Source organism: Parapedobacter tibetensis (assembly GCF_024704835.1).
Taxonomy (GTDB): domain Bacteria; phylum Bacteroidota; class Bacteroidia; order Sphingobacteriales; family Sphingobacteriaceae; genus Parapedobacter; species Parapedobacter tibetensis.
Window position 1 is genome coordinate 60,654 of the sequence record NZ_JAMXBE010000005.1, and the last position, 23,292, is coordinate 83,945.

23 protein-coding genes are annotated in these 23,292 nt (G+C 46.8%); 15 read left to right on the plus strand and 8 right to left on the minus strand.

Annotated elements, in window-relative coordinates; all coding sequences use genetic code 11:
* Positions 1 to 9 precede the first annotated feature (9 nt).
* The 5 genes from NF543_RS09890 to NF543_RS09910 all read left to right on the plus strand — a co-directional run bounded on the left by NF543_RS09890 (position 10) and on the right by NF543_RS09910 (position 5,630).
* A complete protein-coding gene (locus NF543_RS09890; RefSeq protein ID WP_257667969.1) occupies positions 10 to 252 on the plus strand; it encodes a hypothetical protein in 243 nt (80 codons plus the stop codon).
* Positions 253 to 558: 306 nt separating this feature from the next.
* On the plus strand, positions 559 to 1,536 hold the full coding sequence (locus NF543_RS09895; protein WP_257667970.1) for a sensor histidine kinase: 978 nt from the start codon (positions 559 to 561) through the stop codon (positions 1,534 to 1,536).
* Between the two features lie 481 nt (positions 1,537 to 2,017).
* Positions 2,018 to 2,734, plus strand: coding sequence for an MIP family channel protein (locus tag NF543_RS09900; protein ID WP_257667971.1), 717 nt, complete (start codon positions 2,018 to 2,020; stop codon positions 2,732 to 2,734).
* 137 nt (positions 2,735 to 2,871) lie between these two features.
* On the plus strand, positions 2,872 to 3,072 hold the full coding sequence (locus NF543_RS09905) for an RNA polymerase sigma factor (protein WP_257667972.1): 201 nt from the start codon (positions 2,872 to 2,874) through the stop codon (positions 3,070 to 3,072).
* 71 nt (positions 3,073 to 3,143) lie between these two features.
* Complete coding sequence (locus NF543_RS09910; protein WP_257667973.1) at positions 3,144 to 5,630, plus strand: phosphocholine-specific phospholipase C; 2,487 nt, start codon at positions 3,144 to 3,146, stop codon at positions 5,628 to 5,630.
* Here the strand turns inward: NF543_RS09910 and NF543_RS09915 are convergent.
* The gene (locus NF543_RS09915; protein ID WP_257667974.1) at positions 5,611 to 7,482 is read right to left on the minus strand and encodes a TonB-dependent receptor plug domain-containing protein; all 1,872 of its coding nucleotides are present in this window, start codon (positions 7,480 to 7,482) and stop codon (positions 5,611 to 5,613) included. The two genes, NF543_RS09910 and NF543_RS09915, sit on opposite strands and share 20 nt — an antisense overlap.
* Before the next feature lie 77 nt (positions 7,483 to 7,559).
* On the opposite strand from NF543_RS09915, the gene NF543_RS09920 reads away from it, so the two are divergent.
* Both NF543_RS09920 and NF543_RS09925 read left to right on the plus strand, forming a co-directional pair.
* The gene (locus NF543_RS09920) at positions 7,560 to 9,047 is read left to right on the plus strand and encodes an aminotransferase-like domain-containing protein (RefSeq protein WP_257667975.1); all 1,488 of its coding nucleotides are present in this window, start codon (positions 7,560 to 7,562) and stop codon (positions 9,045 to 9,047) included.
* A gap of 149 nt (positions 9,048 to 9,196) precedes the next feature.
* Entirely contained in the window at positions 9,197 to 9,754 is a 558-nt protein-coding gene (locus NF543_RS09925) for a collagen-like protein (RefSeq protein WP_257667976.1), read from the plus strand.
* A gap of 3 nt (positions 9,755 to 9,757) precedes the next feature.
* On the opposite strand, the gene NF543_RS09930 is transcribed toward NF543_RS09925, so the two are convergent.
* Entirely contained in the window at positions 9,758 to 10,705 is a 948-nt protein-coding gene (locus NF543_RS09930; protein ID WP_257667977.1) for a zinc dependent phospholipase C family protein, read from the minus strand.
* Between the two features lie 323 nt (positions 10,706 to 11,028).
* On the opposite strand from NF543_RS09930, the gene NF543_RS09935 reads away from it, so the two are divergent.
* Complete coding sequence (locus NF543_RS09935; RefSeq protein ID WP_257667978.1) at positions 11,029 to 12,030, plus strand: glycosyltransferase family protein; 1,002 nt, start codon at positions 11,029 to 11,031, stop codon at positions 12,028 to 12,030.
* A gap of 3 nt (positions 12,031 to 12,033) precedes the next feature.
* Positions 12,034 to 13,371: a GH1 family beta-glucosidase gene (locus tag NF543_RS09940; RefSeq protein ID WP_257667979.1), complete on the plus strand. Its 1,338-nt coding sequence runs from the start codon at positions 12,034 to 12,036 to the stop codon at positions 13,369 to 13,371.
* On the opposite strand, the gene NF543_RS09945 is transcribed toward NF543_RS09940, so the two are convergent.
* Positions 13,360 to 13,521, minus strand: coding sequence for a hypothetical protein (locus tag NF543_RS09945; protein ID WP_257667980.1), 162 nt, complete (start codon positions 13,519 to 13,521; stop codon positions 13,360 to 13,362). The genes NF543_RS09940 and NF543_RS09945 overlap by 12 nt on opposite strands.
* 16 nt (positions 13,522 to 13,537) lie before the next feature.
* On the opposite strand from NF543_RS09945, the gene NF543_RS09950 reads away from it, so the two are divergent.
* A complete protein-coding gene (locus NF543_RS09950; RefSeq protein ID WP_257667981.1) occupies positions 13,538 to 14,227 on the plus strand; it encodes a DedA family protein in 690 nt (229 codons plus the stop codon).
* A gap of 17 nt (positions 14,228 to 14,244) precedes the next feature.
* On the opposite strand, the gene NF543_RS09955 is transcribed toward NF543_RS09950, so the two are convergent.
* A complete protein-coding gene (locus NF543_RS09955; RefSeq protein WP_257667982.1) occupies positions 14,245 to 15,285 on the minus strand; it encodes a metallophosphoesterase in 1,041 nt (346 codons plus the stop codon).
* Positions 15,286 to 15,412: 127 nt separating this feature from the next.
* Between NF543_RS09955 and NF543_RS09960 the strand changes: the two genes are divergently transcribed.
* The 4 genes from NF543_RS09960 (at position 15,413) to NF543_RS09975 (ending at position 18,676) form a co-directional block, all read left to right on the plus strand.
* A complete protein-coding gene (locus NF543_RS09960) occupies positions 15,413 to 16,636 on the plus strand; it encodes an MFS transporter (RefSeq protein ID WP_257667983.1) in 1,224 nt (407 codons plus the stop codon).
* Positions 16,637 to 16,703: 67 nt separating this feature from the next.
* Complete coding sequence (locus tag NF543_RS09965) at positions 16,704 to 16,901, plus strand: FKBP-type peptidyl-prolyl cis-trans isomerase (protein WP_257667984.1); 198 nt, start codon at positions 16,704 to 16,706, stop codon at positions 16,899 to 16,901.
* Positions 16,898 to 17,794, plus strand: a complete 897-nt coding sequence (locus NF543_RS09970) for an aldo/keto reductase (RefSeq protein ID WP_257667985.1) — start codon at positions 16,898 to 16,900, stop codon at positions 17,792 to 17,794. Before NF543_RS09965 ends, NF543_RS09970 begins: the two co-directional genes overlap by 4 nt.
* Positions 17,795 to 17,818: 24 nt before the next feature.
* A complete protein-coding gene (locus NF543_RS09975; RefSeq protein ID WP_257667986.1) occupies positions 17,819 to 18,676 on the plus strand; it encodes a sugar phosphate isomerase/epimerase family protein in 858 nt (285 codons plus the stop codon).
* 28 nt (positions 18,677 to 18,704) lie between these two features.
* Here the strand turns inward: NF543_RS09975 and kdsB are convergent, their stop codons facing one another.
* The 3 genes from kdsB to trpS all read right to left on the minus strand — a co-directional run bounded on the left by kdsB (position 18,705) and on the right by trpS (position 21,232).
* Positions 18,705 to 19,457, minus strand: a complete 753-nt coding sequence (kdsB, locus tag NF543_RS09980) for a 3-deoxy-manno-octulosonate cytidylyltransferase (protein ID WP_257667987.1) — start codon at positions 19,455 to 19,457, stop codon at positions 18,705 to 18,707.
* Positions 19,458 to 19,620: 163 nt separating this feature from the next.
* Entirely contained in the window at positions 19,621 to 20,235 is a 615-nt protein-coding gene (locus tag NF543_RS09985) for a deoxynucleoside kinase (protein WP_257668278.1), read from the minus strand.
* Between the two features lies 1 nt (position 20,236).
* Entirely contained in the window at positions 20,237 to 21,232 is a 996-nt protein-coding gene (trpS, locus tag NF543_RS09990; RefSeq protein WP_257667988.1) for a tryptophan--tRNA ligase, read from the minus strand.
* Between the two features lie 160 nt (positions 21,233 to 21,392).
* On the opposite strand from trpS, the gene NF543_RS09995 reads away from it, so the two are divergent.
* The gene (locus tag NF543_RS09995; RefSeq protein ID WP_257667989.1) at positions 21,393 to 22,493 is read left to right on the plus strand and encodes a fatty acid desaturase family protein; all 1,101 of its coding nucleotides are present in this window, start codon (positions 21,393 to 21,395) and stop codon (positions 22,491 to 22,493) included.
* Here NF543_RS09995 and mazG read toward each other — a convergent pair.
* The gene (mazG, locus tag NF543_RS10000) at positions 22,488 to 23,291 is read right to left on the minus strand and encodes a nucleoside triphosphate pyrophosphohydrolase (protein ID WP_257667990.1); all 804 of its coding nucleotides are present in this window, start codon (positions 23,289 to 23,291) and stop codon (positions 22,488 to 22,490) included. The genes NF543_RS09995 and mazG overlap by 6 nt on opposite strands.
* Position 23,292 lies beyond the last annotated feature (1 nt).

Genomic DNA, 23,292 nt, shown 5'->3' on the forward strand with positions numbered 1-23,292 from the left:
GGGAACACCATGCCATCCGGAAGCACTTACCGAAGGACAAGAAGTATCACCGTCCGGTCCGACGGTATCACCGTTAGCTCCGGAAGGTCTGCCATCGCGGACAGCCTGTACAGCGGCTCGGCCAACCGGAGTGCAGCAGGTAGACCCGATGGGCCGAAAGGTTCACCAGATGAACCGGAAGGTATACCGGATTGGGCTGACCGGCGCTGCATTCTTCAACGGTTGCATGGCAACGAAGATACGGAATTATAGAGTATACGTAATTGAAAGCAATATCATCCGGGACAGGGTAAACGTTCGCTGGTCCGTAATTGACAACTGGGATGTGTTGGTCGCGCAAATCAAGCTGGCAGACCTCTATATACAAACTGGCTGCCTTCCGCCCAACAATTGCTGGGGAGTAGCTGTGAAGGACTTGATTCATTGCCCAGCGAAAATTTTGAAGTTTAAATTATTTTGTACCTTAGGGTCGGCAGAAACAGTTCAAGGGATGCCGTATCAATGAAAAACAAATTTCTTTATTATCCGCTTTTGATGATCATCGTAATATGCTGCTGTATGGCAGCATGCCAGCGGCGGCCTGTACAATCCAAAGTGAGGATGGATCATGTATTGCCGCTGTATGAAAATGGAAATTCTCGTCAGGATCACCTTGCGGAATTACCATCGCAAAACAGGCAGCATGTGATTCTCTTGATCATCGGCATTGTTGCGCTGCTATTGGTGTTGAGTATTGTCTACCTTATTTACAGCAATTGGCAACGATCGAGACAAAGCATCAAACGGCTGACGGCCTTGAATAAAAGCATCAGTGAAAAGAATGAAAAACTCCAATTGGCCTTGTTAGCTTTACAGGATAGCCAACAAGACAATACCCGTATTATAGCCATGGTGGCCCACGACTTAAGGACTCCTGCGGCGAATGTCCAAATGAGCGTAGATATGCTGAAGCAAAGTAACGGACTACTATCGACTGATGATCGGGACTACCTTGAAATCATCAGTAAATCCACAACGCAAACGTTGAACCTGATTCAGGAGCTGATGCATAGTTATGAGAAAGATACATCGAACAGTAAAGATGCGATCGATTTGGAAACCATGGTGCATGATTGTGTCGAGCTTATGCAATTGTGGGCTAATGATAAGCAGCAAACTATTACGGTGAACACCGTGCCGATCATTTTTAGCGGTAGTCGGGAAAAGATTTGGCGGGTCATCAGTAACTTGATAATCAATGCCATTAAGTTTACCCCCCGCCATGGCCATATCCAAGTGAGGTTGGAACAGAAGGAGCATGAAGCAATCATCCAGGTGCAAGACAATGGGATCGGTATCCCCCTGGAATTCCAGGACAAGCTTTTCGAAATGGGGAAGGTCACCAGGCGCCAAGGTACCGAGGGGGAACAGTCCACGGGATTCGGCCTTGCTATAGTCAAACAGATCATACTAGCCTACCACGGAAAAATTTATGTTAATAGTTTACCCAACCAAGGCACCACGTTCCATGTGCATTTACCCATTATAAATAAATAGGATTGTATCCTTGAAGATTCCCGGATTTGTTGACGATATGTTAATCGCGGCTTAATGGCAGGATAACAGGGTCGGACTATCTTTGCCATTGCAAATGCAAAGGTTTTATCATTTTGTTAGGCTATCCATAAGTATGTCTATTTTCTATGGAATGGATGAGCAAACAGAACGATTTTAAATAGCATTCATTTTGTTAGGTTTTACCCGTTTCGTGTTTGTTTTAATAGGCCGGGTAGAGCAAACAAAATGAATTTTAAAAAGCATTCATTTTGTTAGGTTTATCCATAAACGTGTCTGTTTTCTATGGCATGGATGAGCAAACAAAATGAATTTTAAAAAGCATTCATTTTGTTAGGTTTGGTTAAATGGAAAGGCTCCGCTGTGAAGCGTGGCCTTTTTTTGTGGATATTTTGTAGTGATAAAATTAATGTTGTTTTTAAAAGAAAGATGCTACCTTTGGTTATACCAATTTTCAAAAATCATGGAGATAAAAACATCAACTAAATTCGTAGCCGAATTGGTTGGCACCTTCGGACTGGTGCTTTTCGGATGCGGCGCTGCTGTTGTGGCAGGAACTGACACACTCGCAGGCCTTTCGGGCTTGGGCTTATTGGGGATTTCATTTGCCTTTGGCTTGGCGGTCGTCGTGTTTGCGTATGCCATCGGTGGCATCAGCGGTTGCCACATCAACCCAGCCATCACCATTGCAATGCTGGTAAACGGAAAAATTTCCGTTATGGACGCTATTGTCTACATCATTGCGCAATTAATCGGTGCATTGCTGGGAGCCTTTGTGTTGCAACAGGTGCTTAGCGGACAATTGGCAGGGTTTACGGCAGGTGATTGGGCTTATGGTTCCAATGGTTGGGGAGCTGGATACCAGAATGAATATGGTACTTCCGCAGCATTCCTTGTCGAAGCCGTGCTTACTTTCCTGTTTTTGTTTGTGATATTTGGCGTTACCTCCAAATGGGGTAATGGTAACATGGCTGGACTGGCAATTGGCCTCACGTTGGTGCTTATTCACTTGGTAGCCATCCCGATTACGGGTACTTCCGTGAACCCGGCACGTAGCTTTGGACCAGCCTTATTAGCCGGAGGTGTGGCATTGAGCCAATTGTGGCTATTTATCGTGGCACCAATAGTGGGAGCTGTGGTTGCTGCAGTGGTGTGGCGTATTCTGGAGCCTAAGGGATAACTGTACGGATTGTATATGGTTAAATTAAGCCCTTGGGAGGTTCACAACCTCCCAAGGGCTTTTTTCATGTCATCATAAAACTTAACTCAAGATTAATACTAAGAGCCTTACTTTTGGAGCGTTAAACAAATGGACAAATGGATGGTCAATTATTGGAACGGTTGCGGACCGGAGAGATTGGTGCATTCACCGAATTGTACAACCAATATTGGGAATCGCTGTATAACTCTTCTTTGAAACGCATTGGCAACGCGGATGATGCAAAGGATTTGATTCAGGATCTTTTCGTGACTATTTGGACAAGAAAGGATCGACTACCTGAAACCATCATCAATTGACAGCATTAATGAAAAACCTTGGTGGTTGCAATAAAATCTGTATTATTGGGAGCCAATAACATCACTTAACCATGGAATCAAGAAGAACCTTCCTTAAAAAAGCTGCGCTGTTGGCCGGTGCCACGGCAACCGTCCAAATGATACCCGAATCCATCCAACGGGCACTCGCCATTGACGCGCAAGCGGGTAGCACCTACCTGGATGCTGAACACATCGTTTTTCTGATGCAGGAAAACCGCTCATTCGATCATTGCTATGGTACATTGCGCGGCGTGCGCGGATTTAACGACCCGCGCGCTATCCGCTTGCCCAATGGATTGCCGGTTTGGGTGCAGACCAATAATAAGGGAGAAAGCTATGCGCCCTTCCACTTGGACATCGAGCATACGAAATCGACATGGATGGGTTCCCTGCCACATGGTTGGAAGGACATGGTGCATGCCCGTAACAACGGTAAGATGGATACGTGGTTGGAAGCCAAGAAGGCCGGCAACCCCGATTACCAGCACATGCCACTAACCATGGGCTATTATACCCGTAAGGATTTGCCCTTTTATTACGCCTTTGCCGATGCATTCACCGTATGCGATCAGCATTTCTGCTCGTCGCTCACCGGCACCAGTGCCAACCGCTCGTATTTCTGGGCTGGGGCGATACGTGAGGAGCCGCATAACCCGGATTCCGTCGCCCATGTGGACAACGGACAGATCAACTACAAGGACGTAGGCTGGAAAACCTACCCCGAACGATTGCAGGAAGCGGGTGTCGAATGGAAAGTATACCAGAATGAACTGAGCCTGCCTGTCGGATTCGAGGGAGAGGAAGAAGATTGGTTAGCCAATTTCACGGACAATAACTTGGAATTTTACGGGCAATACAAGGTACGTTTCCACGTGGCCCATCGTGTTTATATGGAACGTCGGCTTGTCGAATTGGAAGGATTGCTTGGCCGTGGTGAAGTGGTCGGAGACGAACGCAATAAGCTGCAAGAGCAGTTGACGCGGCTGCGTCAAGATATCCGGCAGTACAATGCAGCTAATTTTGATAAGCTCGCGCCTTTTGAGCAGGAAATCCATCGTCGAGCATTTGTAACCAATACTGGAGATGCGGATTACCATCGGTTGGAAACCCTCACTTATACCGACGAGGGAACGGAGAAGACCGTGGAAGTACCTAAAGGCGATGTTTTCTACCAGTTTCGTAAGGACGTCAAGGAAGATAAGCTGCCCACCGTATCGTGGTTGGTGGCACCATGCCGGTTTTCGGATCATCCGGGGTCGCCTTGGTATGGGGCTTGGTACGTATCCGAAGCATTGGACATTCTGACGAAGAACCCCGAAGTGTGGAAAAAGACAATTTTCATCCTAACGTATGATGAAAATGATGGCTATTTTGATCATGTGCCGCCGTTTGTACCACCCCATTCGGGCAGGGAAGAAAGTGGTGCGGTGCCTCAACATATCGATACCGCTGAGGAATATGTGACGGCTGAGCAGGAAAAAATACGGACGGGAAATCCGCAGGCCACGCTCGATAGCCCCATTGGTCTGGGATTCCGCGTTCCGATGGTGGTAGCATCGCCTTGGACAAAAGGTGGCTGGGTAAATTCGGAGGTGTTCGACCACACTTCCACTATTCAGTTTCTGGAGCATTTCTTGGCGCGGAAGGTGGGAAAGATGGTGGTCGAAACGAATATAAGCGCTTGGCGCCGACTGGTATGCGGCGATCTCACCTCGGTTTTCAGGCCGGTGGAATACATGGGTAAACCCACGTTACAATGGGTAGACCGCAACACCGACGTAGCGCGCATCTATTCCGCCAAGACGAAGAGGTTGCCGGGCAATTACCGGTTGCTACAACCCGATGAGCTGGATCGAATGGCACAAAATATCCACGACGCATCGTTGCTGCCGCAACAAGAACCAGGCACGAAACCAGCATGTGCTTTGCCGTATGATGTTTCATTGACGTTTCGTGTTGACCACAAGCTACAGCGATTGTCCATACTTTTCGGGCTGGATGGTAAATTGCCGAAGACCAAGCAAATCGGAATGCCTTTTCGGGTACACTGCCCCGTTGCGTACGGTGACGATGTGCAGATAGGACGCACATGGGATTTCGCCGTAAAGCAGGGCGAGCAGTTGCAATATCATTGGCCTTTGGTGGATTTCGAAAATGGACGATTTCAGCTGGAAGTACACGGGCCGAACGGCTTGTATGGGATGGTTACGGGCGATCGCGATATGCCTGGTTTTGAGGCGACGGCAACAGGGGATATCACCTCCGGTGATATTGAACTCTCGTTTATGGGATCCGAAAACTATAAGCTACATATTAAAGACCTTGTTTACGGCAATCCACCGGAGATGCTGAAGATAAAGGGGAAAGGCCGGCAAACTGGCCTGACCTTCCCCTGTAGGCATGGATGGTACGATGTAGGAATAACCATCGAGGATGTTTCAGCCTTTGACTTACGCTTTGCCGGACACGTAGAGACGGGCTCGGTGAGCATCACTGACCCATTAATGGGGAAAACACTTAACGGAGCGCATACTTGAGTCCGAGGCTAACCCACCTCCCCGGCATGGGGACAGCTGCGGCTTCTATGTATCGCTTATCAAAAATATTATTGGCGTCTAAATACAGCTGATATGCGCCCAGGCTGAGGGTAGCCCGTACGTCAGTCAGGAAATACCTTCGATAGCTGATGCGTTCCACAAAGCGTTCTGCGGCAGTGAGTCCTACTTTTCCGATGTGGTAATTCATCATGGCTACTGCTTGGTGTCTTAGGCTCTCAATTGCATAGCGTGACAAGTTGTTATCATCATATTGTTTAAACTTCGGATCAAGGTAGTTATAAGCGAACGTAATGTATCCATTACTGGGCTGCTGTGTGGGCCAGCGATAAGAAATACTTAAGTTCACGCCGTTTGTATTGTTCTGCAGAAAATTGTCCGGTACCCAAGGGTCCTCCAATGATTTACGGGTCCAGTCGATGAAATCATCGATGCGACGGTAAAAATAGGAGGCGTTCAGCTGCCATTTTGGCCCGATGAATTTCAGCCCGCCTTCTGCGTAATAGGCATTTTCGGATGTCAGGTTTGGATTACCCCGATTGCCGGCCCCTTGGTAATAAAGGTCCGTAAATGTAGGGATGCGTTGACCGGTTCCGGTATTGACAAACACCTTCCAATTACCGTAGAAATTGTATCCGGCATCCAGACCGGGGTAAACACGCCACCCAAAATCACTGTTATAATTGAGGTATGCCCCTAGGCTGAGGCTCAGTCGATCGACTTTATCTGCCCTAAATTCGCCATAGAAACCGTAATTGAAGCGGTTGCGGTCGCCCAAGCTCGTGCTTCGGATGATATCATTGCGGAGTTCCGCTCCGAAACCAAGCTCACCAAAGTTGCCCCGATAGCGTGAATTGAACTCATAGCTGATCACCTGGGAGCGATGCATGTTCCGGTATTTACTGAGGTCGTCCTTTAGGTAACGGTAGTCGTCGTAAGCGAAGCGATAAGCTATACGCGGCGTGAGTGTCCATTTCTCGTTCAATTGACTGGTATATTGGATGCTTCCAAGAGCGGTTTGGATAATTTCCTGTGAATTGCTGTCGCCGGGAGCGGCATAGAAAGCGTTGGCGCCAAAGTTGTTGTAGGCATAGCCCGCCGTCCAGCTCAATAGGTCATCTTGGTCCACGATCGCGTCACCCTGATAAAATAGTTTCGTGTTCAGGAAATCCGTATTATAACGATAGCCGTTTCCTCCATCATAACCGCCGTACAGCAGGTGCCTACCATGCTCACCGGCTATGCGGCCGCCTAGTTGTACACCGCGACTGTTATACAGGTCGTCCGACTCCTCATCGCTTTTGAAGCTCGATCCGGCATATACGCGCCCCTCAATACCGCTGTTGGCCACTTTACGGGTTACGATGTTGATGGCACCCGTTAAGCTGTTGATTCCATAGATGCGTGCTGCAGGTCCACGGATAATTTCTATGCGCTCGATGGCGTCTGTTGGTATGGGCAATGACATGCTGTTATGACCAGTCTGCGGGTCGTTCATCTTTACACCATTGACGAGAATTAACGTTTGGTCAAATGTGCCACCGTCTATGCTAATGTCCGCTTGGGCTCCCCAGGGTCCACGCTGTCGAACGTCTATACCAGCCACGTAGGCGAGCAGTTCATTGATAGAACGTGCAGGACTAGCGGCAATCTCATCCCGTGTGATGATGTGAATATTTCGGTTCTGTTTGGCAAAAGGTATTTGGAGGCGGTTTTCGGTGATGATTATTTCGGCGAGGTTAATCGTACTGGTATCGGACAACGTGGTTTGGCCATAAGCGGTGGTTGAAAGGGATAAGATGATTAGGAGGCAACTGGTAATGTATATCTTCATGAAAACAGTAGTTATATGTTAAACTTTGCCAAAAGTCGTATCTTGCCGGCACATCATGATGTGCCAGTTTTAATTTTATGGATAGTCCGGTTTTGGTTCCCTATCGAAGTTTTGTTCAGGTAGATCGGCAATCTGCCACGCCCGTATACTTGCAGGTGGCCCATCAGCTTATCAATGCCATCCAACGAGGCTATTTGATGGAAGGGCATAAGTTGCCGGGAACTAGGCAGATGGGCAGGCTGTTGGGACTCCATCGCAATACCGTGGTGGCCAGTTATGCTGAACTCGATGCCCAGGGGTGGATAGCGACGTACCCGAGCCGCGGAACATTCATCAAGAATGGCAAGGTAGACAAACCGCAGAAAATAAAGGGTTATGATGGGGATGCGCTGGTAAGCTATCCTAAATCCACAGGATTTGGTTTTAAGAAATGGACTGTGCTGGACAACCCCTTCGATGATTCCGCAGCAACATATAGTTTTGACGATGGCCTGCCGGATGCCCGGCTGTCGCATGTGGATTATCTTTCCCGATTGTTCCATACCAATATGAAGCGCAAATCCAACCGGGCCAAATTGGGACATGGTAACCTGACAGGAAATGAATACTACAAGGAAAACCTTGCCAATTTCCTGAACCTGACAAGGGGATTGCATGTCTCAAAAAAAAATATCCTTGTCACGCGTAGCCTTGAACTCAGCATTTATATCGTTGTCGAAACATTGATCACTCCGGGCGACCGGGTAGTGGTAGGGGAGCTGAGTTATTTTGCGACCAATATGATTCTCCAGAAAGCCGGGGCGCAGATACTTACCGTGCCTATGGATGAAGGCGGGCTCGATGTTGCGGCCATCCGTGAACTTTGCGAACAACATCCGTTCCGGATGCTTTATATTGCACCGCATCACCATTATCCCACTACGGTTACGCTTAATACGCAACGCCGCATGGAGCTACTGGAGCTTTCGGCAAGGTATGGGTTTATCATCCTCGAAGATGATTACGACTACGACTTCCACTATGATGGCAGTCCGCTGTTGCCCATGGCCAGTGCCGATACGGAAGGGATGGTGGTTTACGTCGGAACCTTCGGGAAGTCCTTGGCGGCCGGTTTCCGCTCCGGTTTCATCGTAGCGCCAGAAACATTGATCAGCGAAATGGGGAAACTTTTGGATATCATGGATCGGCATGGTGACATCCTGACCGAGTTGGCATTGGGTGAGTTAATTGCTGATGGTGAAATCCATCGTTATCTGAAAAAGGCCACCAACGAATATCGTTCCCGTCGTGACCACCTTGCCCAGCTGCTGAGGGTGCAATTAGATGGCTATGTCGATTTCAGCTTACCTAGCGGAGGCTTGGCGATATGGACGAAATGGCCACGTGACCTTAATTTGATGCAATTGCAGAAAGCTTGTTCCCAGCAAGGCCTGTACTTGCCCCGGTTTTTACTTTACCAATCAAAAGAACATTGCGCCATACGTTTTGGCTTCGGAAGTTTTACAGCGGAAGAACTTACCGAGGCGATTGGTATCATCGTCCATGCAGCTCAACTAAGCCGTTGACACGATAGTCCTTTTTTTATAATTATTTGTGTCATTGATTATTATACACCAAAATGGGTATTGTTTTTAGTTTTCATAACTTCCGATATTTGTGTTAGTAATTATCAAAAATAAATTTCAATAATCACTAACATTCAAATCAAACAACCATGAAACATTGTAAATTTTTGCTTATAGCCGTAGGGGCTGTGGCTATCGGCCTGTCAGCCTGCAAAAAGGGCGACTTAGGGCCGATGGGCCCCCAAGGCGAACAAGGGACACAGGGAGAAAAAGGAGAAAATGGTGACAAGGGTCCTGCAGGCACGGCCAATGTCATCTACAGCAATTGGGCGACCCTTACGGAAAGCCAGCGCGATACCATTATTGATGGATCGCATTTGAAAGTAAAAAACTTATATGCTCCCAAGCTTACCACAGGAATCCTTAACAATGGAGTGGTATTGGTGTTCATGCGGTTTTCGAGTACCGCTTACCTCCTTCCCTATATCAGCGATGCTGGAGGTAAGTCCAATACGATTGATTACCGAACCAAGGTCGGCGTGATACACATCACCCGATTTTCGCATGACGACTCAGGCAGCATAGGCCTAGGCGGATCCTTGGAATTCAGGTATATCCTGATACCCGGAGGGGTGAGTGCATCCTTGTCGCAGGTGAATTTACAGGACTACCATGCGGTGAAATCCGCTTTGAGTATATACGATTAAGCTTTAATGCCACTCCTCCCTGCCCAATATCTTTTGGGCGGGGGTTGGGGTTGCTAGGGAATCCTGGGTGAGCGTTTGTTTAGTAAGATGCCTGATGTCGGGTTGCCCGGCATCCACCCATGCTGAATACCAGAAGCTCCCCACACTGATGATGGAAGCCCGCAACCTACGTTCCACCATGCCTTGCAGCGCCTCATGGTAGGCGAGGGAGTATTCCTCGGAATAAGCCCTGATCAAGGAGCGGTTACGTTCCACATAAGCATACTTCCGGTCGGCTGGAAACCGTTCATTCAACTGGGCTTCGATGCCCAACACGGAATCCACCAAGCTGAAGCTTTCCTTCACAATACGCCAAGCGTCGTTCAAAGGTGACTCGATATAATGGGCACGGCCAACGAAAAAATTATATCCATCGGAAAATAATTCGGGTAACCTACTCTCCCAAAACGCATGGATACCTACTTGATTGGTGAGTTGACCATTGTAGTTGCTGGTGGTGTGCAAGGGTACATGGGCATCGGCCAAATAATGACCTATATCTGCTGAATAGCGCAATATCCGTTGGAAATCCTTTTCACCCAGTGCCGTGACCAAATTATGGTAACTCCGGTTGATCTGCCATGGTAAGATACCCGAAGCCAGCAACCTGCGTTCGGTGAATTTGCCAGCAGCTGCCGTCCAATGAATGGGGATGCTGTCAAAAGGTTGTTCCCCATAATCATCCACATCAATGAAATGCCGAGGTGATTCGGCCGTATCCACATAACACCGCTTGTCGGCATCTATGGCGTGTTCGGTTATGTAATCTGCATGGTGCTTATAGAATCCAGCGATGTCGGTTGGCAAGGCAAATACCGCCATCCGATTGATGAGCTTATGGGCGTGGAAGCCCCACGACGATAGCATGATAATCACAAGCACTGCTAACAGTAATAGGTAGATTCGGTTCATGACCTAAAATTAGTTGAATTATCGAAATATCACAAATTTTTCACCTGTTTTTAATGTTGGGGTAATGTTAAATAGCGACATTGTCAGAAGGAAAATTGGATATGATCATGGTGAAAAGAATAGTAAAATGGATTTCGGGTTTGAAAAGCCGTATTTTTTTACGTTTTTTGGCCTCAGCGTTCAGACATTAGGTAGTTGGAAAGTTGAGAAGTTGGAACACGGATAACGCAGATCATGCGGATTCGCACTGATGGTTATTTTTAATCTTTGCGAGAAAGAAGCCGGGAAGCTGATACTGGAAGTCTAATGTCCGTTGTGTCAATATGAAAATTTTATACGCAGTACAAGGAACGGGCAACGGCCACCTAAGCCGGGCAATGGATGTGGTACCCTGCCTGCAGCGGCGTGCGGAGGTTGATGTGCTGGTCAGTGGTATCCAAGCGGATTTGGAACTGCCTTTCCCCGTGAAGTACCGTATGCATGGGCTCAGCTTTATTTTTGGCAAATCCGGAGGGGTTGATCTATGGAAAACGTTCATGAGTTCGACCGTACGGAGGCTCGTTCAGGAAGTCAATACGCTTCCTATTGAACAATATGATTTGATCATCAATGATTTTGAGCCGATTTCTGCCTGGGCTTGCAATACGCGTGATAAGGAGTGCATCGGCCTCAGTCACCAAGCGGCTGCAATGGATGCCCAATCGCCAAAACCAAAGGAAGCGGATATGGTAGGCAAATTCATCATGAAAAATTATGCACCCGCCACAATCAATTATGGATTTCACTTCAAGAAGTATAGCCACCGAACTTTTACACCGGTCATCCGGCAGCAAGTGCGTCAGCTGGATGTGGCAGACCAAGGGCATTATACCGTTTATCTTCCCGCGTATGACGATACCAGGTTACTCAAGCATTTGATGCGTTTTCCCGATATCCGTTGGCAAGTATTTTCCAAACATAATAAAACCCCATTCGAGATGCGCAACGTTAGCGTCCAGCCCATCGCCAATGAGCTTTTTATCCAAAGTATGGCGACATCGGCAGGTGTGCTATGCGGTGCCGGGTTCGAAACCCCGGCAGAAGCGCTCTTTCTACAAAAAAAACTATTGGTCATCCCCATGAAAAATCAATACGAACAGCACCTCAACGCGGCCGCGCTTGAGGAGATGGGCGTGCCTGTGATCAAAAACCTGAAGCCCAAAAATGATGTAGCTATTGAAACTTGGCTGAATGGTAAACAAACCATTTCGGTAGATTACCCCGATTGCACGCAGGCAATCATCGATAAGCTGTTGGAAACGCATGTGGCTAAGGCATTGGTATAGCGAATGGTAAGGGAGGATTTCGGACAAGATTTTCAATGGGGGGTATCCAGTGCGGCTTTTCAAACTGAGGGGGCAGTTGATGCCGATGGTAAAGGATCATCGATATGGGACACTTTTACGGGACGTAAAGGTAAAATCAAGCATAATTATCACGCCCGTGTGGCAAATGATTTTTACAACCGGTATCAAGAAGATATCGCATTGGTGAGGGAGATGCATATTCCCAATTTCCGGTTTTCCCTTTCATGGCCCCGTGTTTTCCCAAATGGTATTGGCCCCGAAAACCCTAAAGCTATTGCCTATTACGACCGATTGATTGATTACTGCCTGGAAAAAGGTGTCACACCTTGGGTAACACTCTACCACTGGGATTTGCCCCAAGCTTTGCAGGATCGGGGCGGTTGGACAAACCGTAACATCATTTTTTGGCTGGAAGAATATGCAGCATCTGCTGCTAAACACTTTGGTGACCGTGTGCAGCACTGGATGGTGCTTAACGAACCCACGGTATTTACCGGTGCCGGATACTTTTTCGGCGTGCATGCACCTGGACTTACCGGGCTACGGAATTTCTTTCCCGCTGCACATCATGCAGCCTTGGCGATGGGTAGGGTAGGACGCCTTCTCCGCTCGGCATTGCCGCAAGCGCAGCTGGGCAGTACCTTTTCCTGTTCCAGTATCCATCCATTCAGTTCAAAGCCACGTGACGTACGGGCGGCTACGCGGGCAGATGCATTGATAAATCGCCTGTTCATCGAGCCACTGCTCGGGCTGGGTTATCCCATAGCAGATTTGAACGCCTTACAAGGAATGGAAAAATACATGCTTGCAGGGGATGATCAATCCCTGCCCTTCGATTTCGACTTCATTGGTATCCAAAATTATACCCGTGAAGTGGTGAAGCATTCCTATTTTGTGCCTTACCTGCGGGCACGTCTTGTGGAAGCCAAAAAACGCAAAGTCGAGGCAGTTACCGAAATGGGGTGGGAGGTGTATCCGCCTGCTATTTATGAAATGATCAAAAAATTCAGTGCATATCCCAATATCCCCAAGATTTATGTCACTGAAAACGGGGCCGCTTTTCCCGATGAGGTGAGGGAAGGGAGCGTACGTGACCCCTTACGTGTGCAATACCTAGGGAGCCATATGGAGCAGGTGCTACGAGCCAAGCAGGAGGGATGTAACGTGCAGGGTTATTTTGTGTGGACATTGACCGACAATTTCGAATGGGCGGAGGGGTACCACCCGCGTTTTGGCCTGGTGCACGTGGATTTCGAAACGCAACAGCGGATTGTGAAGGAATCGGGGAGATGGTATGGAGCGTTTTTGTCAGGCCAATGATTTTGTTGGTGGCAGGTGATGGGTTGTCAGTCCTTTTGTCACCATAATGACATTTCTTTTTGCGGATTCAACAAGTTGGTCGTTTTCCAAGTAACATGGCATGGTTTTGTACTGGTTCATTCCAGGATTAGGTAGTTCTTTTGCTTTCATTTTTGCGTTATTATCAGTGGCTGAATTTCTCGAATTTATCAATAACCTCACGAATCCAGATTGGATTGTCGAACACGGTGGCCTTTATTTATTGTTATTCATTGTTTTTGCTGAGACGGGTATCCTGATTGGCTTTTTCCTGCCGGGTGATCCCATACTCTTTATTGCTGGGATTATCATTGCCAACATCTCGCTTGGCCCCCTTGATTCCGTGATGACCCTCTTGTATTGGATTGCCTTGATATCTGTAGCGGGAATTCTGGGTAATTTTGTGGGTTATTGGTGCGGTAAATATTTTGGACATCGATTGTTGAAGCAGAAAGACACGTGGTTTTTCAAGAAGGCATATGTTTTTAGGGCCCAGGAGTTTTACCACAAAAGGGGAGGGATGGCGATTATCTTTGCCCGTTTTCTCCCCGTTGTGCGCACATTTGCCCCGATAGTGGCTGGCATTGTGGAGATGGATTTCAAAAAATTCGCCTTATATAATATCATTGGAGGTATTCTTTGGGTAGGCAGCTTGGTTACATTGGGCTATCTGCTTGGTGAAAATGAATGGGTACAGCGCAACTTGGAATATGTGATTATAGGCATTGTGGTGCTGGCGACAGCTCCGGTACTCGTGCGGATGATTACGGGCAAGAAAAAGGTGGTAACGGCGGAAGCCGGGACTGAACCGGAGATCTTTGAAAGGGAAGAGTATTAATCGCTCATCATTAATCGCTATGGTGAAACCATGAGCGGGAGTGTACCGCCATCAATCAGCCCTCGGGCATAAATGCCTTTTTCATATAACAATATTTCCCCGTTTTTGCCGGATTGTACGGAGGCGTCTATGGCCAATAATTTACCATTAAACATGTTACGGATTTCTCCTGAAGGTGTATGCCCTACTATTATCCGGCGTTTATTGAAGTAATGTAGGATATCGACCATATCTTCCTCACGGAATTTCCCACTAAAATACCCGCGATACCAGAGAGGACCCTTACTTGTTGCCAGAAAATGGAGTTGCTTATCATACCACCATTTGGTCTTGGATTGGGGGTATATGCTATCGATAAATAGGGTGTTGATTTGGGAAATAGAGAATGCGTTATCCACCAATTCTGGCGATGCGCCTGCATGGGTGATGAGGTCATCATTGATGGTCAGCATAATTGGGCGCTTATGTAGCCACCGGCCTAACAAGGTACTGGGGCCGTACAGCTCGTGGTGGGTTGTTCCCATAAGCGTGGCGGTAGTAAGGTATTTTTGGTCTACATACCCCAGGTCATCGTCCATGACCATGGCCTCATGATTGCCACAGAGAAAGTGTACACGGCCACCGGCTGCCAAGGCTTGGCTCTCTAATTTATAGGTAAGCCAAAGGGCTTCAGTCACACCTATGCCCCTGTCCATGATATCGCCCAGTATGATGAGGTGACCCGCACCGTATGACCAATTAAGCGCAGAATCGATGATACCATGTGCTTTCAACAGTATTACGTACAAGTCAAATTGACCGTGGATGTCGCTGATGGCCGCATAGTTGGCAATGCCTTCGAATTGGTATTGCCGGCCATAATCTTCACTCAACATATGGGTATAATGCGGATAGGGATTGAAACCGTATATGCTTTCAAAACCATTGGCATTTTCCGATCGGTCGAACAGTGATTTAACAACACCACTATCTATCCAACATACGAGGAATCCGGAATCCGTTATCCATACATGAGGCCCTTCGTTAAAAAGGCTATCGCGTAATTTTGCTCCGAGCATCTGTGAGGGTGTAACAAGTATTATACCTAAATACAGATGAAGGGTAACAATGGGGATGATATTATAAGACTTAACTGAAATCTTAGGTCAGGATTTTTACCTTTGCACAAATATCATTTCCGTACATATGGACACCGAAGAATCCACCAATACTAAAGAAGTTTCTAGAACCATATACCCCGTATTATTTGCATTGAGCTTTTCGCATTTGCTCAATGACACCATCCAATCCCTCATCCCAGCCATTTATCCGATTGTAAAGGGCTCCTTCCACCTGAGTTTTGCACAGATTGGGGTGATTACACTTGTTTTCCAGCTATCATCTTCTTTATTACAGCCGCTCGTTGGCATATTTACGGATAGAAAACCTTATCCTTATGCGTTGCCAGTGGGGATGGGGTTTAGCCTCACTGGGCTGGTCATGCTCGCCATGGCACCAAGTTACCTTTGGCTATTGGTCGCAGTTGCCTTCGTAGGAGCGGGGTCATCGGTGTTCCACCCTGAGGCCTCTCGTATGGCTTATGTAGCTTCAGGTGGCAGACGAGGGTTTGCACAATCGCTTTTCCAAGTGGGAGGCAACGCTGGGAGTGCGATTGGCCCGCTATTGGCCGCTATGCTTATCGCCCCCTTTGGGCGCTTCAATGTCATTTGGTTTTCGTTTGCAGCGTTGGTCGCTATCGTCATCCTTTACCGAATTGGCAAATGGTATAAACCGAAATCCATCCGCAATTACATCCTGCGTAAAAACAAAGTCAAGGAGGCAGTGCAGCAGACCTTGCCCCGTAAAACGGTAGTGGTATCTATCGTTGTCCTGCTGGTGCTCATTTTCTCGAAATATTTTTACTTCGCAAGCATTACCAGTTATTATACCTTTTATGTGATGGATAAATTTGGTGTATCGGTACAGCAATCGCAGTTATATTTATTCGTTTTCCTCTTCGCGGTCGCTGCGGGAACCATGATTGGGGGGCCTTTGGGCGACCGTATTGGGCGCAAATACGTGATATGGTTATCTATTTTGGGGGCTTCACCATTCACATTGATGTTGCCTTATGCCAACCTGTTTTGGACCATTACCCTATCATTTATCATTGGGATGATCATCGCATCCGCATTTTCGGCGATTTTGGTGTATGCACAAGAACTGTTGCCCGGAAATGTGGGCATGGTATCGGGATTGTTTTTTGGCTTCGCATTTGGTATGGGTGGGATAGGATCGGCTGTGCTTGGTAAGTTGGCGGATACCCAGGGTATTGGCTACGTCTACCATATATGCGCTTTCCTGCCACTCATCGGGATAGTCGCAGCGTTTTTGCCAGATTTAAAGAAAACAACCTCAAGGAAAAAATAAGTGTGTATATTTGACACTCCAAGAGCAAAAACCTATGGGGTTTTATCAATTTTAGATTGAACATGATATGAAGTTGACATTTATAGTGACAGGGATTATGATGCTCGTGGATGCACATTACCGATTTTATGTCCCCTACAAACTGGGTTATGGTTCGAGCGGTGCGGGCCAGCTTATTCCCCCGTATAGTGTGTTGATATTCGATGTCGAACTTATTGCGATTCAGAAAAATACAAGCGGAGAACAGGTAGTAGAAAACGAATGAACCAGTTAGGCAAATCGGATTTGTACGTCAGCCGTGTCAGCTTCGGCTGCATGTCATTGGGTGAAAACCAAGCGGCTAACAGTGAAGTCTTGCGTAAAGCAGCCGATAGGGGGATCAATTATTTCGATACGGCCGACTTGTACCAAAAGGGACTGAATGAATTATACGTAGGGGAAGCGCTTAAACCTATCCGCAAGGATGTGATTATTGCCACAAAAGTAGGCAACCAGTGGCGTACAGATGGTAGTGGTTGGGATTGGAACCCAAGCAAGGATTACATCCTGAAGAGTGTGGAGCAGAGCCTCAAGCGACTCAAAACGGATTATATAGACCTCTACCAATTACATGGGGGAACCATCGAAGACCCCATCGACGAGACGATAGAAGCGTTTGAGTTGCTCAAGCAACAGGGAAAAATACGATGGTACGGTATCTCATCCATCCGGCCAAACGTAATTAGGGAGTATGTAGCGCGATCCAATATGGTCAGTGTGATGATGCAATATAGCTTGCTGGACCACCGGCCGGAAGAGGAAGTGCTGCAATTGCTCCATGATCAAGGTATCAGTGTGGTATGCCGTGGGGCAGTTGCCCAAGGCTTGCTCCTGGGGAAAGAGGCCGAAACCTATTTGCAATACACAGACAGTGAGGTTTCTAGGGCTGCAAAGGCGGTGGCCAAAATGGCAACCGAAGGTGGGCTGTCTAAACTGGATGTAGCATTGGGCTACGTATGGGGGCACCCGGCGGTAGCTACCGCAGCGCTGGGTATAAGAACGTCTGCGCAATTGGATGAGGCTATCCATGTGTTGCAACATGCCAAACCGTTGGCCGAAAGCCAGCGAAGCCAATTGCACCAATCGGTTAGAAACTATACCTATGAGGTACATCGTTAACTAAATAACTAATTATAAATGAACATGAAACAATTTTTTAAAATGAGTATCCGTAGCATTGCATTTGTGGCGTTGAGTGTGATTTCCATGCAAATGGTCGTGGCGCAACAATACCCAGAGAAGAAACTGGGTTGGTATCTCTCAGTCCAAACATACACGTTCAAAGAATACACGTTTTTCGAAGCGGTGGATAAGACACGGAATGCGGGCCTGCGGTCGGTAGAGGCTTATAACGGACAGGAGATTGGTGGTGGTATTGAGGGCAAGATGGATTATAAGATGGATGCGACAAAGCGTAATGCCATTAAGAAGGCTTTGAAGAAGAAGAAAGTGAAGCTGTGTGCATTTGGCGTGGTAAATGGCAATACCGAAGAAGAATGGAAACAATTATTCGAATTTGCCAAGGCGATGGGTATCAAGGTCATCAATTCGGAGCCGAAGGAAGAGTTTTTGCCATTGATCGGTCAATTGGCCACGCAATATAAAATAAAAGTGGGTATTCATAACCATCCAGAACCTTCACATTATTGGAGCCCGCAAGTGGTGCTCGAGGCCATAGCCAAAGCCAATAGTGAATATGTGGGGGCCTGCGCCGATATCGGTCATTGGGTGCGGTCCGGATTGGATCCCGTGGAAAGCCTGAAGAAATATGAAGGACACTTGGTAAGTCTTCATTTCAAGGATTTGGAGGAAAAGTCGCGTAAAACACATGATGTACATTGGGGTACCGGTGTATGCAATGTGGAAGGGGTGATTGCTGAGTTGAAGCGTCAAGGCTTCAAGGGGAATATTTCTGCGGAATACGAGCACAATTGGGAGAACAATGCTGGTGACGTAGCCCAAAGTGTAAAGAATTTCAGGGAAATTTTGACTAGGCTTTAGTTATTTTATTAGTCGATAATCGGCAGGCTTATAGTTTATTGCCTGCCTTTATCACTTTCTCCATATCTTCTGGTGTATCCACCGCGATAGTTTCATGGGTGGTTTCCGCCGTTTGGATACGATAGCCATTTTCCAGCCAACGCAATTGTTCCAATGCCTCGGCTTTTTCCAAGGATGAAACGGGGAGCTTGGTCAATGCAGCCAATATATCGGTGCGATAACCATAGATGCCTATGTGTTTATAGTATGTATGTAGGTGAAGCCAGTCTTGTGACGGTGCATTGCGTTGGAATGGGATGGTTTGCCGACTGAAATAGATGGCGCTCCCTGCATGATCAATCACCACCTTCGGTATACTGGTGTTGAATAGTTCCTCGGTAGTGGTGATTTTCTTAACCAATGTGGCGATTTGAACATCGGCGATTTCAAAGCATGCAACCAATAAATCAATCTGTTCGGGGTCGATATACGGTTCGTCACCTTGGATGTTGACGGCTATATCAAAACCAGGGCACGAAGCAATAACTTCCGCGCAACGATCCGTACCGCTTTGGTGCGTATCAGATGTCATCAGGGCCTCACCCCCAAAAGATTTGACGTGAGTGAAAATACGGGCATCATCAGTAGCTACCAATACCCTGTCGAGCTTTTGACTCTTGGAAACCTGTTCATACACCCGCTGGATCATGCTTTTCCCTGCAATATCTATCAGCGGCTTTCCGGGGAAACGGCTTGAAGCATAACGCGCAGGGATAATTCCGATGGTTTTATGGTTAGACATGAGATATAAGACGTGAGATTTTAGATATGAGATTTTAGATTTTCGTATAGCTCGATTTAATGGAACAAAGATGACACGGATAGTACAGATAACCTAGGATCGACTAAACTAATAAGCTGTATAAATCCGCTTAATCTGCGTTATTCGTGTTCCGTCTTTCGACTCAAAACAACCCAAACAGTTCAGCGTCGATTTTTTGGATGACGAAACCCAGGTCTTCGGGTTTGTTAGCAAAATCCAATTTGTCTTTATCCAATACCAGTAGCTTGCCATCTTTGTAGCTCTTTATCCATTTTTCGTATTTGGCATTGAGCTTGGATAGGTAATCCAAACGAATTCCTGATTCATATTCACGGCCTCGGAGCTGAATATTATCTACCAACGTGGGCACGGATGCCCGAAGGTAGATAAGTAAGTCGGGGGCTTTGATATAAGAGATAATACTCTCAAATATATTGCTGTAATTCTCAAAATCACGAGCGCTCATCAGTCCCATGTCATATAAATTCTCGGCAAAGATATAGGCATCTTCATAGATGGTCCGGTCTTGGATGATGTTGGTGCCTTTTTCCTGCAATTGTACGATATGCCTAAACCGGCTATTGAGGAAATAGATTTGCAGGTTGAACGCCCAGCGTTTCATATCGCTGTAAAAATCCTCTAGGTATGGGTTGTCATCCACAGCTTCGAATTGCGGCTCCCATTTGAGGTGATTGGCCAACAGTTTGGTGAGCGTGGTCTTTCCTGCTCCGATGTTTCCTACAATGGCGATGTGCATATTAAAACTTCCTAAAACCGATAATTTCTCGTACATCCGCTATGGTTTTGCGGGCGCTTTCTCGTGCTTTTTCATTTCCCTGATGAATCACTTTGCTAATATAATCGTTATCATTGGAAATTTCATGGATATGTGCACGAACAGGTTCGGTAGCAGCAACCATATCTTCCGCCAATTGTTTCTTAAAGTCGCCGTAGCGGATTTCACAGGCATTATATAAATCGTCGAAATGCTTCAAGGTATCTGGTGAGGAAACGGCTTCCATCAGCGTAAACAAGTTTTGGATGGCCTCCGGCTTTTGTTGGTTAGGTGTTGTTGGCCCACTATCAGTCACCGCGCGCATCACTTTTTTGCGAATGGTTTCCGGTGAGTCCGATAGGTAAACCGCATTGGCTTCCCCTTCAGATTTTCCCATCTTGCCCTTGCCATCCAATCCGGGTATTTTGATCAGGTTTTTGCCGAAGGAAAATGCATGCGGTTCAGCAAAATATTCAGTTTTATACATCCGGTTAAACCGGTTTGCGAACGTACGTGTCATTTCAAGGTGCTGTTCTTGGTCTTTGCCTACCGGCACCTTAGTGGCGCGATGCAGTAAAATGTCTGCCGCCATCAGCACGGGGTAAGTAAGCAGTCCGGCATTTATGTTATCCGGGTTTGCCCTTACCTTATCTTTGAATGAGGTGGCTCGTTCGAGCTCGCCCAAATAGGCATTCATATTAAGGTAGAGATACAATTCAGCCACTTCAGGCACGTCGGATTGTATATATATGGTGGCCACATCAGGGTCAATACCGGCGGCGAGGTATTCAACTACCACTTGGCGGACGTTGGTGTAGAGGTCTTCCGGAGTGGGATGTGTGGTCAATGAATGCAGGTCGGCAATAAAAAAATAGCAATTATGCTCGTGCTGCATCTGCACGAAATTTCTAATTGCCCCATAATAATTCCCTAAATGTAACTTTCCGGTACTTCGGATACCGCTCACAACTGTTTCCATATTGGTCGCGAAATTAAGGAATTATTGGTTAATTAGCGGGAATCTGTTGAATTTACATATGCAGCTGACAAAATTTTGTAATGATTAATCATTATGCCACACGCTTCTAGTATATAATTCCTATTTTTGTGCTTGTAACCCATGTAAGAGCAATTAGTGTATGGAAGGACTTATTAAGCCAACATATAAGAAAGCCGGCCCTGATGATTTTTTCAAGAAGCTTCAGAAAGAGGTGCATGAAAAGGTGCTCTCCAACAAAAGCATTCAGCGGAGAAATATTACCAAGTCGATCCTTTTGTTGGTGCTGTATTTCACCTTTTATATTTGCATCCTATTATTTGGCAACTATACTCCCTTGTTGTTCCTTTTCTACATTTTTCTTGGGTTTTCCATGATTACATTGTTTATCAATGCTTTCCATGACGCTGCACATGGTGCGGTTTTTGCAAAACGAAAGCATAATACCATGTTCACCAATGTGCTGGAATTGTTTGGGAGCAACAGCTGGCTGTGGTCCAAACGGCATTTGTTGCTGCATCATCCATATCCCAATATCCAGCATTGGGATACAGACATCAAACAGAGTGATATGGTACGGATATTTCCCGATAGCCCGCACCTCAATCAACATCGTTACCAACATATATACATGTGGTTGCTTTACCCGATGTACACACTCAATTGGCTGTTTATTCGCGATTTCAAGGATTTTTTCGGTTCCAAGGACAACTATGTTAAGCGTGTTGTCAAAATTCCCCGTGTTGAATATTACAAGCTGTTTGCTGCAAAATTATTTAATGTCTTTTACCTGATAGGCATTCCCATCTTGGTGCTCAATCAACCTTGGCATATGGTGGTGTTGGCATGGTTGGCGATGCATATCTGTGGGAGTATGCTGGGTGTCATCGCCCTGATATCTACCCATGTAGATGAAACGGCTATTTTCCCCTTACCTCCGACAGACGGCAAGATGGGAGTGACTTGGGCAGCGCATCAAATGATGGTAACCAAGGATTTCAGTGCAAATAGTCCGTTAGCTAATTTCCTCTTTGGGGGGTTTACGCACCATGTGGCACACCACTTATTCCCGAACGTGGCCCATACCTATTATCCACATATTACACCTATTATCAAAAGGTATGCAGAGGAATATAATTTGCCGTATACCTGTTACCCAGCATACAAGGCGGTACTTTCCCATTTCAACTTGCTCAAGAAACAAGGGATGGCCGAAAATCTTTTCCGTACAGGTGAACTATAGTTTTTTGGCTTCTTCCCAATAAACGTCCATCTCGGCAAGGGTCATTTCCTTAAGGCTCTTGCCGGTTTCCTTGGAACGATTTTCAAGATGTGAAAAGCGCTTGATGAACTTCTTGTTGGTACGTTCTAGTGCATTTTCGGGATTAATGCCTATAAAGCGGGCATAGTTGATCAAGGAGAAAAGTAGGTCGCCAAACTCAGCCTCAGCCTTTTCTGTATCGATGGCTTCGGTAGCCATCACATCAAACTCTTCCTTGAATTCGGCCAGTTCCTCTTCCACCTTTTGCCATACTTGTTGCTTTTCCTCCCAATCGAAGCCCACACCACGTACCTTATCTTGGATGCGGTAGGCCTTTACCAATGCCGGTAGGGAGCTTGGTACACCGGCAAGGACGGATTTATTGCCTTCTTTCAGCTTAAGTTGCTCCCAATTGCGTTTTACGTCTTCTTCATCGTTCACATCCACATCGCCATAGATATGTGGATGGCGGGAAACAAGTTTTTCACACACCCCATTGAGTACATCCACGATGTCAAAGGCTCCTTGTTCTTCTGCGATTCGGGCATAGAACACCAAGTGCATCATTAAGTCGCCCAGTTCCTTTTTGACCTCTTCTAAGTCGTTATCCAATATGGCATCACCCAATTCATACATTTCCTCAATACTCAGGTGGCGGAGGGTCTCCATGGTTTGCTTCCTGTCCCATGGGCATTCCGTCCGTAACGTATGCAATACGGTAAGTAAGCGTTCGAAGGCTTTTGCGGGAGTCTGTTGGATCGGGGGAGGGGTATGGGGCATA

Excerpts from the sequence above, each read along its gene's own strand:
- NF543_RS09935 (WP_257667978.1), top strand. The coding sequence starts at position 11,029 with ATGAAAATTTTATACGCAGTACAAGGAACGGGCAACGGCCACCTAAGC.
- NF543_RS09890 (WP_257667969.1), top strand. The coding sequence starts at position 10 with ATGCCATCCGGAAGCACTTACCGAAGGACAAGAAGTATCACCGTCCGG.
- NF543_RS09895 (WP_257667970.1), top strand. The coding sequence starts at position 559 with ATGGCAGCATGCCAGCGGCGGCCTGTACAATCCAAAGTGAGGATGGAT.
- mazG (WP_257667990.1), bottom strand. The coding sequence starts at position 23,291 with ATGCCCCATACCCCTCCCCCGATCCAACAGACTCCCGCAAAAGCCTTC.
- NF543_RS09930 (WP_257667977.1), bottom strand. The coding sequence starts at position 10,705 with ATGAACCGAATCTACCTATTACTGTTAGCAGTGCTTGTGATTATCATG.
- NF543_RS09955 (WP_257667982.1), bottom strand. The coding sequence starts at position 15,285 with ATGCTCGGAGCAAAATTACGCGATAGCCTTTTTAACGAAGGGCCTCAT.
- NF543_RS09900 (WP_257667971.1), top strand. The coding sequence starts at position 2,018 with ATGGAGATAAAAACATCAACTAAATTCGTAGCCGAATTGGTTGGCACC.
- NF543_RS09920 (WP_257667975.1), top strand. The coding sequence starts at position 7,560 with ATGGATAGTCCGGTTTTGGTTCCCTATCGAAGTTTTGTTCAGGTAGAT.
- NF543_RS09940 (WP_257667979.1), top strand. The coding sequence starts at position 12,034 with ATGGTAAGGGAGGATTTCGGACAAGATTTTCAATGGGGGGTATCCAGT.
- NF543_RS09970 (WP_257667985.1), top strand. The coding sequence starts at position 16,898 with ATGAACCAGTTAGGCAAATCGGATTTGTACGTCAGCCGTGTCAGCTTC.
- NF543_RS09915 (WP_257667974.1), bottom strand. The coding sequence starts at position 7,482 with ATGAAGATATACATTACCAGTTGCCTCCTAATCATCTTATCCCTTTCA.
- NF543_RS09925 (WP_257667976.1), top strand. The coding sequence starts at position 9,197 with ATGAAACATTGTAAATTTTTGCTTATAGCCGTAGGGGCTGTGGCTATC.
- NF543_RS09985 (WP_257668278.1), bottom strand. The coding sequence starts at position 20,235 with ATGCACATCGCCATTGTAGGAAACATCGGAGCAGGAAAGACCACGCTC.
- trpS (WP_257667988.1), bottom strand. The coding sequence starts at position 21,232 with ATGGAAACAGTTGTGAGCGGTATCCGAAGTACCGGAAAGTTACATTTA.
- NF543_RS09995 (WP_257667989.1), top strand. The coding sequence starts at position 21,393 with ATGGAAGGACTTATTAAGCCAACATATAAGAAAGCCGGCCCTGATGAT.
- kdsB (WP_257667987.1), bottom strand. The coding sequence starts at position 19,457 with ATGTCTAACCATAAAACCATCGGAATTATCCCTGCGCGTTATGCTTCA.
- NF543_RS09945 (WP_257667980.1), bottom strand. The coding sequence starts at position 13,521 with ATGAAAGCAAAAGAACTACCTAATCCTGGAATGAACCAGTACAAAACC.
- NF543_RS09960 (WP_257667983.1), top strand. The coding sequence starts at position 15,413 with ATGGACACCGAAGAATCCACCAATACTAAAGAAGTTTCTAGAACCATA.
- NF543_RS09910 (WP_257667973.1), top strand. The coding sequence starts at position 3,144 with ATGGAATCAAGAAGAACCTTCCTTAAAAAAGCTGCGCTGTTGGCCGGT.
- NF543_RS09905 (WP_257667972.1), top strand. The coding sequence starts at position 2,872 with ATGGATGGTCAATTATTGGAACGGTTGCGGACCGGAGAGATTGGTGCA.
- NF543_RS09975 (WP_257667986.1), top strand. The coding sequence starts at position 17,819 with ATGAAACAATTTTTTAAAATGAGTATCCGTAGCATTGCATTTGTGGCG.
- NF543_RS09965 (WP_257667984.1), top strand. The coding sequence starts at position 16,704 with ATGAAGTTGACATTTATAGTGACAGGGATTATGATGCTCGTGGATGCA.